A 16,380-nucleotide genomic window follows, 5' to 3' on the forward strand; every position below is an offset into this window, starting at 1 on the left:
TACCTCTGAATCTGTATTAGTTTCCTGTAACGACAGAGATTGTCTGGCGATTTAGAAACTGTTTAACCTGTTCCGTCTAATCAGGTAATAATGCCATAGAAAATAGGTTGCCAGGGAACGCAGAGGTTTCCAGTTTTCGGCAAGGGAAATCATTTCTTCTTTTGTTCTGGCATCGGTAAGTTCCTTCATGGTATTGACAATGGCAATATCTCCATGCGGAAAAATATCTTTTGCCTGTAAACAGAACATCAGATAAACGTCAACTGTCCAGTTCCCAATTCCTTTGATGCTGGTGAGCTGTCTTCTGATTTCTACTTCATCCAGAAGCTGTAATTCTTCCAGATCAATGTTTTTACTGACAATTGCAATGGCTAATTCTCTGAGATATTTTGATTTCTGACGGCTTATCTGGCAAGTGCGCATTTCCTCGTCGGTCAGTTTCAATATATTGGCCGGGGTAAACTCTTCCAGATAACTGTTGAGTTTTATAAAATGGGCATTGGCAGATGCCAGACTAACCTGTTGTTCGAGAATTATTTTGGATAAGGTGACAAAACCTTGTGGTCTGGACCAATCGGGGGGGAACTGATACTGATTAAAGATGTCAGCCATAACCTGATTGGTTTTGATCAGGGCTTTGACATCTTTTTCATTGACTATGCTATTCATCAGCTGGTTTAATACCCCCATCGGGGGACCATTAAAAATCTATTTCGATCAGACTGCTTAAGGGGATATGTATCCCGCTTTTAAGCTGGAGATATTCTTCGGTTACAGACCAAACTGTCGTGAACACAGTTTTTGGACCTTCTTTCGTGTTGAATGTAATTTCACATTTTGATTTAAACTCGTTTCCGAGGCGCTGAGCAGATAAGAGTTTATCTTGTAATTCTTTGGTGTGATTTTGTTCAGCAGGTATAATTCCTATATACTTTATTTCTTCTTTCTCGATTAATTCTCCCAACATAATATAAATTGTATTTCGTGACTAAGTACTATCCTAATCTATATAAATTATTGGTAAAACAGCTAAATAATTGTCAATACGATCTGGTTATTTTTGATAAATGACTTAGAAATTATTTTAGTCTTTCTGATAAAGTGTATTTGATACACAGTAATCTCTTAATAATCAACGTAAAAGGTATTAGCTTTGCCGCTGGGGCTGATGTAAATTAAATTTAATAACGGGATGTTATTTTTAGAAGGGTAATTCGAAAATGCCGTATTTAATTGCAAAAATCACTAGCCCGGCAGTGTTTTTACAACCGGTTTTAGCCAGCAGATTGGTTCTGTGTCCATCGACGGTGCGGTTACTGATAAACAATTTTTCGCCTATTTCTGCATTGGTTAATTCATTGCATATCAGATTCAATATCAATAGCTCTCTGTCAGTGAGTGCGATTGGAATATGATTCATATTCAGGACTCCTGTTTTACGGTACAGACCTGCACGTCGCATTGCAGTTAAGGCTTCATGATTAAAATAGAACCCCTGTGACTGTGTATTGATAATGGTATCAAACAGGTCATTGGTTTCACAGTTTTTTTTGAGATAGGCGCAGGCCCCTGCTTCTATCATTTTGCTGATATATCTCTCTTCCCCGTGTACAGTAAGCACAATTACCTTAATCAGCGGGTATTCTTTATTTAGAATACTATTTAACTCAACGCCATTCATGACTGGCATGTTCATATCAATCAGTGCGACATCAGGCAGCACCTCCATGTTTTGAAGTTTCGTCAGTAATGCCTGGCCGTTTTCGGCCTGTGCAACCAGCTCAAATTCCGGATTTGTATTTAAAAGATTGGCAAGGCCCTCACGGAAAAGGCTCTGGTCATCTGCGATAGCGATTCTTATCATTTCTTTAATTGTTAATCTGACCCGCTGGGTATTTCCTCTTTAAAACAAATGAACATGGAAAAACCCTTATCCGGAGCTGTTTTTACAGTATATCTGGCATTGATCATATTAAGTCTGCTCTCAATATTTTGTGTACCCATTCCTTTTTTTGTTTTCTTGTCACTCAGGGTATAACCGTTGCCATCATCGGTATAATGAATGGCAAGTAAATCGCCTTTCATAAAGAGCGATATGCCTATTTTTTTAGCGTTAGCATGTTTTAACGTGTTGGTTACCAGTTCCTGGAGTACTCTCAGTAAGGCAAGCGCAATATGATGAGGTAAACTTTCTGTAGCAGCTTCAGCATGATTGGTAATAGAGATAAAAGATTCATTCCCGGCACCGACTACATCTTTGATTTCTTCGAGTGCTTCAGAGAATCCAAATAAAGTAAGTCCCGGAGGAGAGAGGCTGTGTGAAATATTCCTGACGTCCTGTATGATTTTATCTATCAGTTGTTTGTAGAGCTGATAGGGCGGGTCTTTGTATTCCTCCGCATCGCTGTTTTCAAACCTGTTGATTAGGATGCGCAGGTTGGATAATGAACCACCTACTTCATCATGTAAATCCTGCCCGATACGTTCACGCTCTTTTTCCTGCGATTGGATAACAGCATTTAACAGTGCCTTCTGATGATCAAGCGCAGCTTTATGTGCTTTTTCTTTCTGCTGTATTAATCTTTTCTGGTTGCGGGCATAAATAAAGACAAAGGAAACCACAAGCATAAAGGTCCCCACCATAGCGAGGGTAACCAGAATATAGATGTTATCAGTTAATTTTTGCATTTATGAAATCCGATAGCGAATAGCATGTACATAATTAAAACGAGTGTCGCATGTATATTCCATATGAGTACTTTAATATCATGTGATACCTCAACACTTACTACGTTTGAGAAAGTAAACTGGAACAGTGCTCCTGAAAAATAAAGCAGTATTCCGGTTACCATCCAGTTTACAGGATTGTTAACCCAGCTTAATTCATGGTCAGTACGTGACTCTCTTTCAAAATATGACAAACTATAGGCGATTAAAAATATGGCCTCTATGGGTCTGGTATAGGTGTTAAATTTATCCAGACTCTGGAGGAAAACAAAATTGATAATACACAAAGCAGTAAAAGCAAAAATGGAACAGGTTATAAACCCGGTGATAAACTTTCCCTTGATGATATCCCTGAAGAACATGGATAAAATCGCAAATTCTATTATCGTATAAAAATGGAGTAAGAACAGGTTGTGCATGCTTTTTGACGCCAAAATTATAGCCGCAAGATTTATACAGCCGGAAACCAATAAGTAGAAAAGAATTATTCTATGTCTTTTTCTTAGATCAGGATATACAGTCCAGGCCATTATTATAGGAACGAGAATAGAAACAGGAACGATTACGAGAGGGTATACATTTTTCATAAAACATTTTGAATTTGTTTTATGAAGGTACAGGTATTTCCAAGATTGAAGCAAATATTAATAGTGAAAAGGCCATTTAGGAATCTCCACCATTAATATTTTGCAGTTTTGCTGTTTTGTTGAGAGTGTTAAATTAAGAGAGCGTTAATTTATTTTAAAAAAGTGGACTTGCGGTATCGCACAAATCAGGACACGGAGCGGTGAAATCATAAATGTCTCCGATGCCATTTTCAGCACCTTCACCAGTTTTTGTAATAATATCCTTTTGATCCATTCCGACTGCAACTATACTTCCTCTCATTCTGAAAGTTGGTGGATCTGGATATATAGGTGTAGTATCTTCGGTCAGTCCGAAGTAAACTCTAATGCCGGAAAGGTGTTTGTCGTGTTTTTTATGGTGTTCAATCAATGCCAGCAGATCTGGTAGCGGAATGAATAATGCTTTTGGTTTATATTGTGCATATCGTCCCGAAAAATATGGGAGTTCACCTAAAAGGTCAGACCATCTTTTGGCTCTGTCTTTGGCTTCTTCAAGACTAATAGGCGGATCAACTGGTTTAGGGGGATGATGATGGTGGCCTATTGATTCTGGTGTTGCAATGTTGTCCATGTTTTCCATGTTTTTAAAAAATTAAGTGTGTGTTGTTTTGTTGTATTGCGTTTCAAATCTATGTAATTAGCTATTTCAATATAAGGGTGAAAATACCCTTTTTAAAACCAGGTGTTTTTACCTGGTTTTTTTTCTGTTTCCAGGTGAAAAAACCTGATTGATATTAGGGTTTTTCTACTCTTTTCCAGCAACGGCAGGCAACTAACTTTGACCTGTCGGTCGGAAAGAAACCGGAATATCAAATAGGGTAAGAATAATATTAAAATTTAAGATGGAAACTAATTCTCTGGATACTGTTTATTGCTGGGCAAAAAAACAATTTGCCTCGGCGGTTTATGAACAAGATATAGAGCCTGCAAAAATTGCTGCTGTTTTACTGGCGGTCTGTATAAATAACGAACCACAAAGAAATGAATCGGCTCATAAAATTAAGGAACTGGATGGGATTTATGGATTAGCCCAAACCCGTTCGGATAGCCTTCACGCAGATATACAATACCTGATGGTGTATCATTTGCTGACCGGGCAATGGCCAAAGGGAATAGAAGAAATCATTGATAGTTATTCATCAGTAATTACCGAAGCATTCAGAAATTATCCGAGCAATGAGTTGTTAAAAGCTATTTTATTACTTGCTCAGGCAGACAAAGCAGACCTGGCTATCATCCCTGTTTCAAATGCTGTATTGATTTTAAAAAGACCGGTGTCAGCCTATTTATTGGCGGATAAGAAGCAGCTTGAAGAATTACTTGCCGCAATTGATGCGTATACCTGTTTTGGACAACGTAAGCATATGGAGTTACCAGATCTGCTGATTTCCGTTTTGGAGGTAAGGTTACTAGCTACTTTAAGGGACTTTGATCTCCAGTTAACCTGTGGGATTCTGAAAGCCCTGAATTATCTTGGACATAAAGACTCCAGGGCCATGTCAGCTGCGGTTAAATTCCTGGTCCATAATCAAAATGTCCTGGGGCTTTACGGATACTGTGATCAAGAATTCAAAATGATTAATCAGCAGATTGGCGATTGCAAAAGAAGTTATTTATTGGCTTCTGCATTGCAAATGGCTATTACACTAAGAGAACAAACTAATTATAGATTTTATTCAAAAATGTTACTGGTTCCACCTGTGCAGCAGCTGAATCATGAAATGGTTGTTTTAGTCAACTAGTGTTACAATCGCACAATTGTCGGCTCAGCCTTTAACCGCATACAGATATTTGATACGCTCTCACGTTTCAAACGCTCAGATAAACCCATTGTTGAATAAAATCAGCAGTGGGGAACTCTGGACTATCTCCTTAAACAGCCTTTTCCATTACAATGAGTTCCAGCTCCTGTTTGGGCTCACCAAAACGCCCGACACCGGCAAAAGGTTGTATCTCTCCTGTAAAAGTATATCCTCTACGTTCATACCAGCTGATGAGTTCTTTGCGGGCACGGATCACAGTCATCGTGATTTTTCGACAGTTCCATTCTTTAGCGAATACCTCGGCTTCTTCCAGCAAGGCTTTCCCGATTCCTTTATTTTGTAATACAGGTGATACACTGAACATGCCCAGGTACAATTCATCTGCCTTGATTTCCAGATAAACTGAACCTAAAATCTGGCCCTCATCATCTGTATATTTTAATATGCTGACTGTTTCATTGCTGAAGTTTTCATGGAGCATCTCCTCATCTATCCGGATCCCACCTAAAAGATCTGCCTCAGTTGTCCATCCTTTTTTTGATTCTTCACCGCGATACGCGCTGTTAACTAAAATATTTAATGCTGGTATATCAGCAGGGGTAGCTTTGGTAATTGGCATAGTGTGGTAAAAATAAGGATTTTTCGTAAAACTACTTTAGATCGAGTTTATAAATACGGGATTCTTCTTCCCATGGGTGATAACCCATACCAATATATTCATAGCCATATTTCTCGTAGAAACCGATATGATCAGTACATAGGTATAGGCTGTCAAAACTTGCTTTAACCGTATCTTCTCTGGCCTTGTCCAGGATCAGTTTACTTAGGGCTTTACCTCTGTGTTTTTCATCTATATATAAGGCACATACCCATGGGTATAAATCCATTCTGCTTATAAAATCATTAGGAACTAAACCGCCGCATCCAATAATTTCGCCTCCTTCTTCCAAAAGATACCATTGTGGGAAATCACCCTGTGCATTTATACAATGTGTTAAACAGTCCTCATAAATGATGGGTTCAACTTCAGACCAGCAGGTTTGGAGATATTTAATGGCACGATCTAAATAAGCTGGATGTTCTCTTACGGATATAATTTTCATCAGAGTATATATATTAATGGTGATGAAGCTATCATGATTTTATTCTCATTTCGTTGTGTGATTTGAAAAATCATGATGGTTTCATGGTTTGGATATTTTAAGAGTAATAGAGCTCATTTTTGAATCTTTTTGCTAATAGACCAGTTGCAAGGGCCGGGTCAATGTCCGCGACAATTACTCCCGTTTTTCCGTAAACTTCATGTTGAATACAAACTCCGTCAGGTCCAATGACTGAACTTGCAGATTCAGGATACAAAGAGGCATAGTTTGAGCTTGCAAAAAAGATGGTATTTTCCATGGCTCTCATCATCATGGCCTTTTCGTAATAAGGGTTGTCTTTATTACCCCATTCAACAGGTAAAACCCCATCTGTATTACTTCCGGCAAAATGAGGCTGAAATACAATCTTCGCATCATGCTGAGCGGCCCATCTGACCGATTCCGGATACCGGAATCCCTCGTGACAAATCGTAATCCCGAATTTTACGCCATTGACTTCAAAAATGCTGCGTTCATTACCTGGTATCCAGATATGATCTTCACTTGGATCTAATTGGTTTTTGGTCTGATAGCCCAATAGCTCACCAGTATTGGAAATCACATGTGCTATGTTCAGCAATCCATCAGGATGGTTCCAGTCCATAGGAATGATGATCGCAATCGAATTTTCGGCGGCTATTTTACAGACTTTATCTAATGCGGACTGTAATTTTTCAGTTGTACGGTCTTCATTGCCGGCACCCATTCCAGGATAACCCGGCAGATAGGATTCCGGAAAACAGATTATCTCAGCTTCTTCTTTGACCGCATCTTTGACCAATGTTTCCAGCCAGTATAAACCGTCACTGACAGATTTTGGAAAAGGAGGGGAGGCTACGGCTATTCTCATGGTTTTTTTTGGAAAGATATAAATAAAAAAAACGGAAAGATAACAGGAGATGAATTAATTACTCTTTGCGTAAGAAGAAAATAAATCTTATCTTACCTTATAGTATTTATTCATATTATAATTCAATTCCTATGCGCCAGAAATTTCTTGTTTTGGGCTTTATCGCCCTGTTAACATTCGGATTTGTCAATACGTTGTTTGCTATGAAATACATCCCGGCTGATAGTGCCAGGCAGGATGCCGGTAAAAATGACTTAATAGGGCGCTGGGATATTTCTATGGATGAAAACGGAAAAACTGTTCCTTCCTGGCTGGAAGTTAAACTTTCCGGAAACCGTACTTTAACGGGGTATTTTGTAGGTGTATCGGGAAGTGCCCGTCCGATAGCTAAAGTGAATTTTAACGATGGAAAATTTAATTTTACTATTCCGCCGCAGTGGGAACCAGGCGAAAGAGATTTTATCATTGAAGGTGAATTATCAGGAGCAGAAATCCATGGCACCCTGGTGAACAGTGAAGGAAAGAAATATAACTGGAAGGGTGTGAAAGCCCCCTATCTGAAAAGAACAGGTCTTTTGGTATGGGATAAGCCAATTGCACTGTTTAATGGAAAAGATCTTACAGGCTGGAAAGCCCTGGGTAAAAACCAGTGGGTGGTTAAAAATGGGGTGCTGACCAGTCCGCATTCTGGTGCAAACCTGATTTCTGAACAGAAATTTACAGATTTTAAACTGCACGTTGAATTTAAGTATCAGAAAGGGAGCAATAGCGGGGTTTATTTAAGAGGACGTTACGAGGTACAGATTGAAGACAGTTCAAAAGACGCACATCCTTCAAGTGTACTTTTTAGTGGTATCTATGGTTATTTGTCGCCCAGTGAGATTGCAGCTTTAGGACCTGATCAGTGGCAGTCTTTTGATATTATGATCGTTGGCCGTATGGTTACAGTAATAGCTAATGGTAAGACTGTAATCAGCAACCAGGAAATTCCCGGAATTACCGGCGGGGCCCTCGATAGTAATGAAGGTGAACCGGGACCTGTTTATATACAGGGTGATCATGGCCCTATAGAATTCAGAAAAATAGTGATTACACCAATTAAGTAATTTGAATAAAATAGGCCGGATATCGGAAAAAAAATAAAGAGGCTATAGGGGTATTGATTGAAAACTTTGTTTATCTGTTTTAATAAATAAAACATGATTGATAAAATTCAAAAATCAAGAACAATGAAGACTTCTGTATTTTTATTCAATAACACTCTCCAATCCTTATTCACTATAACCGGTTTATGTCTGGTGTTTTTTTTAGGCTCCTGCAAAAAGGATACTAAAACTGAAGGCACTGCAAGGGTAACTTTTGTAAATGCTGTTTCCACTTCAATCCCCCAGGATCTGTATCAGGGACAGGTAAGGGTCAGTTCAAGAAGTATTGGTTTCGGACAAAACACAGGCCCTATCATTGCGGCATCCAGAAAACCACTTTATCTGAACAACTATGGAACACAGGTGACTACTAAAGGGATTTCTATCAATATCCCGGTTGGAACCTCCTATACTTATTTTTATACTCATAAAAAAGAGAATAATTCTCTGACTATACTGGAAGTTCAGGACGATACAAAAAACCTGCCGGGGAAAGCTAAAGTAAGGTTTGCGAACATGAACAATTTTTTGTCCGGAGGTATTACCATTAAGGATAATTCGGGGACTGTGATTTATACCAGTTTAATGCATAATGAAATTTCTTCTTATGTTGTACTTGACCCTGCTGTAGTTTTGAATATCACTTATAAAGGCACGGTTACGCCTGTTATATTAAACGATGCTAAACTTACAAATGGAAAAAACTATACGATCTGGTTTTCAGGGAACGGTAATGGAAAAGTGGATTACCACGTCATCATGCAGGATTAAATTGTACAGATAATTAAGCCATTTTTTATGGCCAGCATATTGAGACATGGAAAATAGCATATGGTGGATTTTTGGTAATCAATAGTTATCTGATTAAATTACCTGGAAATTATTGTTTTAGAAGATTAAGTGACCGGTTATGCCATACACAAAGATCCCTGTTTTTCTGTTTCTGTTATGCTTTGCATTTATATTTGGCTGCAAGGACAAACCTGTTGCCGTAGACACTAAAATCAGCCGGCTCAGAGAACTTGGATATAGCCTGAGATTTACAGACACGCTGAAATCTATGACCTGTCAGCAGAATGCACTGTCTCTGGCAAAAAAAGAGAATAAAGCTGAAGAAATTTCAATCTGTTACTCGCTCCTTTCACTCAGCTATAAAAAGAAGTTTCAAACTCATTATGCGCAGCTCTATGCGGACAGTTCTTATTATCTGGCGAAACAAATCAAATCGCCTCGCGCATTAGCCTATGCCTATCTGGCAACCGGTCTGTTAAAATCTTTTTTTAGTGAAAATGACCAGGCCATTAATCAGTTGATTTTGGCGTATCAGCATTTTAAGCAGATCAACGATTATAAAAACATAGCAAGGACTGCTGCAGAAATTTCATATTTATACGCCGATAAGGATATCCTAAAAGAGAAAAAATATGCGCTGGTTGCAGTAAATACGGCAGAAAAAACTGATGCGGCAGATGAAAAACTCTATGCCCGCTTAGCTTATGGAACAATCCTGATTACTCAGAAAAGAAATAACCCGGTCTTATCAGCAGATACAGCTATAAATTATTTTAAGGAGACGATCCGTCAGATAGAACAGCATTCTGATAAAATTTACACTAAATCGAATATTCCAATTGCTTATCTGAACCTGGCTGTACTTTATTTCGAACATCCGTTCCCTGGTAGTGAGCCTTTGTTTTTGCAGCAGCTGGATAAGGCTCTGGTTTTTACCCGTCAGTATAATATCCGGAACGTTTATCGTAATTCTCTGGGATTAAAAGGGGAGTATTATATTCGAAAGGAAGATTACGCTGGGGCAGAGCAATTATTTAAAGAGGGAATTGCCTACCAGAAATCTATGCCTTATATGGATTATTATACCTTATCACTGTTTTACGGGGCACTTAAAAATTTAGCCATCAAACAACAGGACTATAAAAATTATGCCCTTTATGATACGGCATTTATGAAATACAATGCTCTGGCATATAGTGAGTCAACAGCGAAAGCACTGCAAAATGCGGATGTCCGTTTTGAATCTGCTCAAAAAGCAAAGACGATATCGACTTTAGAGAAAGAGAATAAGTTACAGCGTACTAATAAATGGTTTGGATATGGCACGGCTGGTTTATTAGCTATGGGCTTGCTGTTTATGTTCCGGTCTTATTATTTTCGGCAGAAGTATTATATCCAGAATGAAATCCTTTTCAGGGATAAACAGAAAACAGCAGAAATGCAGTTGCAATTAGAAAAACTGGAAACAGCTGCAGCCATGTCAGCAAAGCTCTCCATCGAAAGAAGGCTCCTGCAGTCGCAGATAAACCCGCATTTTGTTTTTAATGCGCTGGGTAATATTCAGAGTTTTGTCTTGCAGCATGACACACAGAATGCGGTCACTTACTTAGCTAAATTTTCTAAACTGATGCGCCAGATTCTGGAATTTACAACTAAAGAGTTCATCCCTCTGGCAGATGAAATTGATTCGTTAAAAAACTATATTGATATGCAGCAATTACGTTTAAACCATAGTTTTGAGTATACCATTACAAATGAACAGACGGCTGCCGGAATTTCCATTCCACCAATGCTCATCCAGCCGTTTATAGAAAATGCAATTGAACATGGTTTAAAACCATTGCCATTGTCAAAAAAAGGAAAACTCAGTATTTCGTTTTCGGCTGATGCAGAGCAGACAGCTATTTCCTGTACAATAATTGATAATGGTGTGGGAATAGATTTTTCCATGCTGAATAAAGAGAAGAAGGATATCATGTATCAGCATAAATCAATGGCAACAGATATTACCAGGGAGAGACTGCAAACTATGACAGACGCGCATAAAACATACGGCTTTATCATTCAGGAGATGAAAAGTGAGCAGGGAGAAACTTTGGGAACCAAAGCAGTAATTCAAATTCCATTTATCAAAACATAATGTATAAAGCAATTCTAATAGAAGATGAGCATAAGTTACGTGAGGCATTATTTTTAATGCTGCAATATGTTGCAGCCGAAAAGGTTAATGTAATTGCTGTAGCTGAAAATGTAGTGGATGCCATTCAGTTAATTGATGAACTACAGCCCAACCTGGTTTTTATGGATATTCAGTTGAAGGACGGAAGTGGTTTTGACGTTCTGGAATATTGTTCATTTAAAAACTTCCATGTCATCTTCACTACCGCTTACCAGGAATATGCGATAAAAGCATTTAAGACCAGTGCTATAGATTACTTGCTTAAACCTATTGATCCGGCAGAACTGAAAGCAGCTATTGATAAAATCAGTGTGCTGGAACAGAAATTCTTAAACAGGGTTCAGCTAAGTACGCTGCAAAATAGCCTGGGCAAACCATCAGCAAGTCGTATCTCCTTGTCAACACAGGAAGGACTACACCTGGTAGCGATAAATGATATTATTTATTGTCAGACATCTGGGTCATATACTACGTTTCACCTGGTTAATGACAGGGAAATCATTGTCTCAAAACCATTGAAAAATTATGAAGGGCAACTGACACTACCTGACTTTTTCAGAATTCACCAGACTTACCTGGTGAACCTGAATTTCGTAGAGACGTATTTAAAAGACGGGATGGTAATCCTTAAAAATAAAATTGAACTTCCCGTTGCCCAGCGCAAAAAAGATGAATTTTTAAAACTGATTAGACTATAGCTGTTTAACCATCGGATACAAAGTTAATAGCGACGTATACAAATTCGGGGAAAATATGGGGGGGATAGTTTTTACATTCATAGCAGACTAATATGAAATTGTAAAGATATGAAACGAGGATTGCCGCTGTTCTGGAAGCTTTATATGCTTTTTTTTGCCATTCCGTTCCCTATGATTCTGTACTATGGTATCAATAGCGAATATGATATAACGGGATTGAAAGATAAAGATCCCTGGTTTGTCATGAGCGTACTATTGGTATCCATCGTATTATGGTTATTTCTTTTGTGTCATTATTTTAATAGCTGGGTGTTGTTCAATTTTATTGCAAAAAGGAATATTGAACGCTTAAAAAATGGAGGAATCCGCCGGCAGGCGAAAATTCTGAATGCTGTAGAACTTTCCGGTCATGGAGCTAAGTACCCTATTTATGAACTCAGTCTGTCCTTTAAAAATTTAGTGGATACAGAAATCAGGCAAAAGGCGATGGTAAATGATGCCAAACCTTATGAATGTCGTTTCGAGGCCGGAAAAAGAGTGGATCTGCTGATTGATCAGGAGATGAAAGCTATTCCCTATTTTATTTTTGCAAGTACAGAAGTGAAGTTGAATATAAAGCATCTTATACTGGTGGTTGTCGGTTGGCTGGGCATCGCTGTGCTGATAACAGGCTATTATATTTATGCTTATCAATCAGAAAGCTTCGGCATGGGCTGGCGTTTTATGAGTTTCGCACATCCTTTGATTGTTTGTCCTGGTGTATTGACATTGTATATCATCATGGCGAAATATATCCTTGGAAAGATCGGACAGTCACCCGGGGATGCCGCATTAATTAAATTTAAAGGGATAGGTACTACAGCAAAAATCCTGAATGCAAGTCAGACCGGGATGTTTATCAATGAACAACCACAAATCCGTTTCGAACTCGAATATGTTGATCACAGGCAACTCACTCACCGGAAGATTTATAAAAAGGTGGTAGATCTGCTCGATCTGGATATGGTCAAAAAAGAAAGTGTGGATATTTTTTATCTGAAAGAAGATCCTGAGCGTATTGCTTTTACCAGTGATTTAGCTGAACTAAGTTAAATATGATGAAAAAATTAATCACTTTAATGGGTTGTGGATTTGTGTTTTTAAGTTGTCACCAACTCTCAAACAGTGTTCAGGAAACATTTAAATCTAATGATACTGTGCTGAATAAGAAGATCCAGGGGCAGAGAGCTGCTGAAACAGACGGGGTAATAACAGAAACTTATACGACAACCCATACAGAACAACATACAGAAGGGGAGAGTATAAATTTTCTAACTGACACAGAGAAGTTGATCAGGGCAGAAAATGCACTGAAACAGCTTCCGCAATTTGCAGGGAAAGAGATCTTCATTTATCTGGTTGCTTATTTTTATGACGATGGCAGGATCAATATTCTGCTTCAGAGTGGAAACTCTGGTCATGTAGCTAATTATAGCTATCAAAATGGGATATGGTCTGAACCAGTCCCATTTCCGGTACCACTAATAAATGGTCATCAACAGCTGTCAATTCCCTTAAGTACACTGTCCTTCGCTAATGTAGCGGGGATAACCCGTGCTTATCGGAAGAAAGTGGCTTCTATTGAAGGTGCAGTCCCCTTGTCACAAGTCTATGTTTCTATTTTTAATAATGAAATACACTGGTTTCCATCTGTTATAACCGGTAGCAGCCTTAAATAAAATTAAAAGCAGGAAATGCTATCGGATACAAAGCCGGATACTGCGTATACAAATTCCGGAATTATAGTATTCATCTTCTTTTTACATTCATATAAATTAATTTACAATGAACAATAAAACACTTTCGATCCTTTCTTATGTAACCATTATCGGTTGGCTCATCGCTTACTTTTCTTACAAAAAGGAAAAAACTGAAGACACATTAGTCCGTTATCATTTAGAGCAGGGGCTGGGTATTTTTATCCTGTCAGCATTGCTGAATATTGCACTGAGAATCGTTTCACAGATTACCCCTGAGTTGGCTTCAGCATTATCTGTACTGGGATATGTAGTTATAGTACTGTGGGTTTTTGGGATTATAAATGCAATAAATGAGCAAAAAAAACCAGTTCCTTTATTTGGGAAAATGTTTGAAGGAAAATTCAGTTTTATACCCTAATATTTAATTTAAAGGATTTTTATGGCTGAAGAACAAAGTATGATCAATATGGAACATTTGCAGGCAGTTTATGACGCTGGGAATTATCAGGAGTGTCTTGAAGCAGCTGATCTTTTTCTGCTTTTTAATCCTCAGCACCCTGAGAGTTTATTGCTTAAAGCAAAATGTGCATTTCAACTTTCGCATGAAGAAGAATCAGGGAATCTGCTGACAACCGCTTATAATGGCTTTGAAGAAGTGTTGAGGCTTGATCCTGATGATGAAGAAGCCTTATTGTACCTGGCTTATATCAACATTTATCTCCAAAGGACAAATTTGTCCGAATCCGTAGGTTATTGTAATCGGCTGGAGACTTCCACTGATCCTGATATCAGTGGAAAAGCTATCGGCTATCGGCTGGAAGCTTATTTGCAGCTGGGTAATACGGATCCTGCCCTGCAGGATATAGATTCGTTAATCAAATTAAATCTGGAATCCAGGGGGCAAAACCGGAGTCTGACAGACTATGAACTGGCCTTGCTCTATATTAAGAAGGGAAATCTATACCTTAATTATAAAAATGATCCGGATAGTGCACTGAAGACCTATAAAGAAGGTTTTAAATACAGGCATAAAGATGTTCAGACTTATTGTCTGATAGCTAATCTTGCAATTGATTTTCAGGAGTATGATTTTTGTGGAGAGGTGATACAGGTAGCACTGTTTATGGGTGATCCTGATGCAGACGAAGCGCTGATTGAATTGTACTACAGACTGGATGAACTGACCAGAAGGGGTATTCTGAACCAGTCTGTTATCTACGGGATGTTTATCGCACTGCGGATATTTCAGGAGCCTTTAAAATTTGACACTGTTGAAATGCTGAATTTTGCACAGCATTATATAAAAATTTATCCTGACTGGTTTATTCCTTACCATTATGCAGGGGCTGCCTTGTATGATGCAAAAAGTTATCAGGAAGCATTTCCATATCTGGAAAAAAGCATGGAGTTAGGGGGGCTTGCACTGGGTTTACCACGTTTAATTGAAATTGTTTATCGTCTGACAGGGGAATTGCCCGAAATAGAAAAATGGCCGGAAGACTCGCCTGTAGCCTACTATAATGCAGGTGTTAATTTCTATTATATCACCGAGGCAGCAATTAGTCATCCGGCGATAGCCAGGGAACTGCTGCAAATCAGAGCCAGGTTTTACAAACTTTCTTACGATAGTTTCTATGCTTATTTCTATCAGAATGCAGTGCGGAGTGATGCGAATGAAGCGCATGTATTTGCCATGTGCTGTAATAATTACGGGATAGCTTTAAGCGGTCTGGGCGAATATGAAAGAGCAGTTGAAGTACATCGCACAGGTTATTCATTATCTCCTTTCTGGGAACAGCTATATAGCATGGGAAGTGCATTACTTGAACTTCATCACTATGAGGAATCTATTGATGTGCTGAATCAGGCAATTACTTCAGGAAGTGAGTACTTCGGGTTTATGGATTATATAGACCTGAAAAGTAAAGTCCTGGAGGCCACTTTTGAGCTGGGCAGGAAGGACGAAACCAGAGAACTTCTAAATCAGGTAGAACAGGAGTATGATCATTTCATTAAAAGTTATGGAGCTGATCTGCCGGAAAACGAATTATTTGAGCTGAGTGAAAAATACATTAAAGTTCAGAATGTAAGACAGGATCTGTTAAATGAAGGTAGTCTGGAAGAAGCTAATCAGGTTTGGAAGGACCAGCTGGCTAAAAATCCTGATGATAATTCTTCCTGGTTCATGCTGATGCAGAATTATTTCCAGCTGAAGGATTATGTCCAGTGCATTGCCTGTGCAGCTAATTATGAGGCTGTAAAAGGAAAGGCGATCACCATAGAGTCTGTCCGGAAAGTCCATTTTATGCGGGGGATGTCGTACCTGCATCTGGAGAACTTTGTCAGTGCCAGAGAAAATTTAAATATTCTGCTGAATACCTATCAGCCTGGAGATGAAACCGAAGAAAGTGTGATGTCTGAAGTGAATGGAAGTCTGGCGGCTTGCAGTTACGCAATGGGCCAATGGGAAGAGTGTATGGACTTTGCACTGGCTGCTATTGCTTTTTATGATAAAAACGGATGGAAATGGGATGAAATCAGGTTAAAGGCTACTTTGTTATATGCGGATGCCTGCAAGGCAGGTGGCGAGATTAAGGCAGCGATAGGAACTGTGAATAATATTCTGAAGACAGAACCTGGAAATGTGGAGGCACTGAAAAGAAAAGAGGAGTGGAAATCAGGAGGATTATTTTCTTTTCTTAAGTTTTAACCATTGATC

The 16,380-nt window shown here is 38.7% G+C and carries 18 protein-coding genes; 9 read left to right on the forward strand and 9 right to left on the reverse strand.

The features are described from left to right. Positions 1-51: 51 nt before the first annotated feature. The 6 genes from HDF25_RS06480 to HDF25_RS06505 form a co-directional block, all read right to left on the reverse strand. Positions 52-669, reverse strand: coding sequence for a DNA-3-methyladenine glycosylase family protein (locus tag HDF25_RS06480; protein ID WP_184623918.1), 618 nt, complete (start codon positions 667-669; stop codon positions 52-54). Positions 670-700: 31 nt separating this feature from the next. Further along, positions 701-967, reverse strand: a complete 267-nt coding sequence (locus HDF25_RS06485; protein WP_184623919.1) for a hypothetical protein — start codon at positions 965-967, stop codon at positions 701-703. A gap of 234 nt (positions 968-1,201) precedes the next feature. Then, positions 1,202-1,864, reverse strand: a complete 663-nt coding sequence (locus HDF25_RS06490; RefSeq protein ID WP_184623920.1) for a response regulator transcription factor — start codon at positions 1,862-1,864, stop codon at positions 1,202-1,204. Positions 1,865-1,875: 11 nt separating this feature from the next. Next, positions 1,876-2,688: a sensor histidine kinase gene (locus tag HDF25_RS06495; RefSeq protein WP_184623921.1), complete on the reverse strand. Its 813-nt coding sequence runs from the start codon at positions 2,686-2,688 to the stop codon at positions 1,876-1,878. Then, the gene (locus tag HDF25_RS06500) at positions 2,676-3,146 is read right to left on the reverse strand and encodes a hypothetical protein (RefSeq protein WP_184623922.1); all 471 of its coding nucleotides are present in this window, start codon (positions 3,144-3,146) and stop codon (positions 2,676-2,678) included. Before HDF25_RS06500 ends, HDF25_RS06495 begins: the two co-directional genes overlap by 13 nt. Positions 3,147-3,468: 322 nt before the next feature. Continuing rightward, a complete protein-coding gene (locus tag HDF25_RS06505) occupies positions 3,469-3,924 on the reverse strand; it encodes a hypothetical protein (RefSeq protein WP_184623923.1) in 456 nt (151 codons plus the stop codon). Between the two features lie 271 nt (positions 3,925-4,195). On the opposite strand from HDF25_RS06505, the gene HDF25_RS06510 reads away from it, so the two are divergent. Further along, positions 4,196-5,095, forward strand: a complete 900-nt coding sequence (locus tag HDF25_RS06510) for a hypothetical protein (RefSeq protein ID WP_184623924.1) — start codon at positions 4,196-4,198, stop codon at positions 5,093-5,095. Between the two features lie 130 nt (positions 5,096-5,225). Here the strand turns inward: HDF25_RS06510 and HDF25_RS06515 are convergent, their stop codons facing one another. From HDF25_RS06515 to HDF25_RS06525, 3 genes are all read right to left on the reverse strand, one after another. Next, the gene (locus HDF25_RS06515) at positions 5,226-5,735 is read right to left on the reverse strand and encodes a GNAT family N-acetyltransferase (RefSeq protein WP_184623925.1); all 510 of its coding nucleotides are present in this window, start codon (positions 5,733-5,735) and stop codon (positions 5,226-5,228) included. 31 nt (positions 5,736-5,766) lie between these two features. Continuing rightward, positions 5,767-6,219 carry a GNAT family N-acetyltransferase gene (locus HDF25_RS06520; RefSeq protein ID WP_184623926.1) on the reverse strand — a complete coding sequence of 151 codons (453 nt, stop codon included), beginning with the start codon at positions 6,217-6,219 and terminating at the stop codon, positions 5,767-5,769. A 97-nt stretch (positions 6,220-6,316) separates the two neighbouring features. Next, the gene (locus tag HDF25_RS06525; protein ID WP_184623927.1) at positions 6,317-7,108 is read right to left on the reverse strand and encodes a carbon-nitrogen hydrolase family protein; all 792 of its coding nucleotides are present in this window, start codon (positions 7,106-7,108) and stop codon (positions 6,317-6,319) included. Between the two features lie 131 nt (positions 7,109-7,239). Here HDF25_RS06525 and HDF25_RS06530 point away from each other — a divergent pair, with 131 nt between their 5' ends. The 8 genes from HDF25_RS06530 to HDF25_RS06565 all read left to right on the forward strand — a co-directional run bounded on the left by HDF25_RS06530 (position 7,240) and on the right by HDF25_RS06565 (position 16,371). Beyond that, positions 7,240-8,214 (forward strand): DUF1080 domain-containing protein, encoded by a 975-nt coding sequence (locus HDF25_RS06530; RefSeq protein ID WP_184623928.1) that lies wholly within the window; start codon positions 7,240-7,242, stop codon positions 8,212-8,214. Positions 8,215-8,307: 93 nt separating this feature from the next. After that, positions 8,308-9,024 carry a DUF4397 domain-containing protein gene (locus HDF25_RS06535; protein ID WP_184623929.1) on the forward strand — a complete coding sequence of 239 codons (717 nt, stop codon included), beginning with the start codon at positions 8,308-8,310 and terminating at the stop codon, positions 9,022-9,024. Positions 9,025-9,163: 139 nt separating this feature from the next. Then, positions 9,164-11,185, forward strand: a complete 2,022-nt coding sequence (locus HDF25_RS06540; protein WP_184623930.1) for a histidine kinase — start codon at positions 9,164-9,166, stop codon at positions 11,183-11,185. Beyond that, on the forward strand, positions 11,185-11,922 hold the full coding sequence (locus HDF25_RS06545; RefSeq protein WP_184623931.1) for a LytR/AlgR family response regulator transcription factor: 738 nt from the start codon (positions 11,185-11,187) through the stop codon (positions 11,920-11,922). Before HDF25_RS06540 ends, HDF25_RS06545 begins: the two co-directional genes overlap by 1 nt. 108 nt (positions 11,923-12,030) lie before the next feature. Continuing rightward, positions 12,031-13,014: a hypothetical protein gene (locus tag HDF25_RS06550; protein ID WP_184623932.1), complete on the forward strand. Its 984-nt coding sequence runs from the start codon at positions 12,031-12,033 to the stop codon at positions 13,012-13,014. Between the two features lie 2 nt (positions 13,015-13,016). Further along, on the forward strand, positions 13,017-13,640 hold the full coding sequence (locus tag HDF25_RS06555; RefSeq protein ID WP_184623933.1) for a hypothetical protein: 624 nt from the start codon (positions 13,017-13,019) through the stop codon (positions 13,638-13,640). Between the two features lie 106 nt (positions 13,641-13,746). Continuing rightward, positions 13,747-14,079, forward strand: a complete 333-nt coding sequence (locus HDF25_RS06560; RefSeq protein ID WP_184623934.1) for a DUF4870 domain-containing protein — start codon at positions 13,747-13,749, stop codon at positions 14,077-14,079. Between the two features lie 21 nt (positions 14,080-14,100). After that, positions 14,101-16,371 (forward strand): tetratricopeptide repeat protein, encoded by a 2,271-nt coding sequence (locus HDF25_RS06565; RefSeq protein WP_184623935.1) that lies wholly within the window; start codon positions 14,101-14,103, stop codon positions 16,369-16,371. Positions 16,372-16,380 lie beyond the last annotated feature (9 nt).

Origin of the sequence: Pedobacter cryoconitis (assembly GCF_014207135.1) — a bacterium.
Classification (GTDB): domain Bacteria; phylum Bacteroidota; class Bacteroidia; order Sphingobacteriales; family Sphingobacteriaceae; genus Pedobacter; species Pedobacter cryoconitis_D.